The sequence below is a fragment of the Pseudomonas sp. EGD-AK9 genome (assembly GCF_000465935.2).
Taxonomy (GTDB): domain Bacteria; phylum Pseudomonadota; class Gammaproteobacteria; order Pseudomonadales; family Pseudomonadaceae; genus Aquipseudomonas.
The window spans coordinates 1-1,414 of sequence record NZ_AVOF01000550.1 but is presented as its reverse complement, the minus strand read 5'-3'; the positions used below and the strand labels follow the sequence as shown (position 1 = coordinate 1,414).

Below are 1,414 nucleotides of genomic sequence, written 5' to 3'. Positions count from 1 at the left end.
CCGGAGCTGATCGCCGCCGGCGGCGCGCCGCGCACCCTCGACGACCTGCAACAGCGGCCGCTGTCGGTGCTGATCGACCGCAAGAACGGTCGCCCCTGGCCCTGGACCTTCGCCCAGGGGCCCAGCCTGCATCCGCCCTCACCGGCGCTGGTGTGCGACGACCCCGAAGCCGAGCTGGAAGCCGTGCTCGCCGGCCTGGCCTACGGCCAGTTGCCCGCCTACCTGGCCCAGCCGTACCTGGAAAGCGGCCGCCTGCAGGCGGTGCTGGAAGAACAGGCGCCCGATCCCTGGCAGCTGTTCATCTACCGCCCGCAGCAAGGCCCTGTGTCACCCCGCGTGCGCCTGGTGTTCGATCACCTGCACGCCTGCTTTGCCGATCCGGCGCGTTTTCCACAGGGCGCTCGCCACTGAACCGCCTGGCTGCGGCCAGCGGTGCCTGGGGGCTGACCGACCACCCTGCTGGGTTGCAAGACGGGGTGACGCAGCCGACCGGATGATGGTGGAGAAGGCTTCGCGGTTTTCCACCCGACACATGGACCATGCGCAGGGGGATAAGGCGCTGCTTGTCCACCCTCTCCAATTCACTCCTGCGCCCCCTCTTTGCGCAGCAGATAGCTGTCCATGATCCAGCCATTGCGCTCGCGCGCCGCGGCGCGGGTGCTGGCGATGCGCTCGGCCAGCTCGTCCAGCGGGCCGGCGATGAGGATTTCATCGCTGGTGCCGACGTAGGCGCCCCAGTAGATGGCAAGGCCCTGGCCGACGAAACGGCGGTAGCTGTCCTTGGCGTCGAGCATCACCGCCACGCTGTCCACCCCCGGCGGCCAGCCTTCGGCGAGCAGGCGGCCGGTGGTGATTTCCACGGCGCGGCCGATGCTGTTGAGCGGGATGCGGTGGCGCGCGGTCAGCGCCTGCAGGCTGGTGATGCCGGGGATCACCTCAAAGGCGAAATCGCTGCGACTGGCGGCGATGGCCTCGGCGATGCGGATGCTGCTGTCGTACAGCGACGGGTCGCCCCAGACCATCAAGGCGGCCGTTTCGCCATCGGCCAGCTGCTGGTCAATCAGTTGCTCGAACACCGCCTGCTTGTCGCGGTTGAGCTCGTCGACGCTGGCGCGGTAGTCGGCGGCGTCGCGCTCGCGCTCCGGCTGCAGGCCTTCGGCGAAACGCGGCGTGTGGCCGTCGAGGAAACGCGCGCAGATCTCCCGGCGCAGGGCGTTGAGCTTGTGCTTGGCCGGGCCCTTGTCCATCAGCAAGATCAGGTCGCTGCGGCGCAGCGCCTTGATCGCCTGGACGGTGATGTAGTCCGGGTCGCCGGCGCCGATGCCGACCAGCAGCAGGGTTTTCATGGGGTTCTCCAGGTGCGCCCCGGCACGCCGGGCGCCAGGTCGTCGATATGGTGGTAGTCGGCGCCCAG

The 1,414-nt window shown here is 69.3% G+C and carries 2 protein-coding genes; one reads left to right on the top strand and one right to left on the bottom strand.

From position 1 onward, the window contains the following. On the top strand, positions 1-411 hold a 411-nt coding region (locus N878_RS20410), incomplete at its 5' end, for a LysR substrate-binding domain-containing protein (protein ID WP_021445392.1). A gap of 170 nt (positions 412-581) precedes the next feature. Here the strand turns inward: N878_RS20410 and cobF are convergent. Then, on the bottom strand, positions 582-1,346 hold the full coding sequence (cobF, locus tag N878_RS20405) for a precorrin-6A synthase (deacetylating) (RefSeq protein WP_021445391.1): 765 nt from the start codon (positions 1,344-1,346) through the stop codon (positions 582-584). Positions 1,347-1,414: the final 68 nt, after the last annotated feature.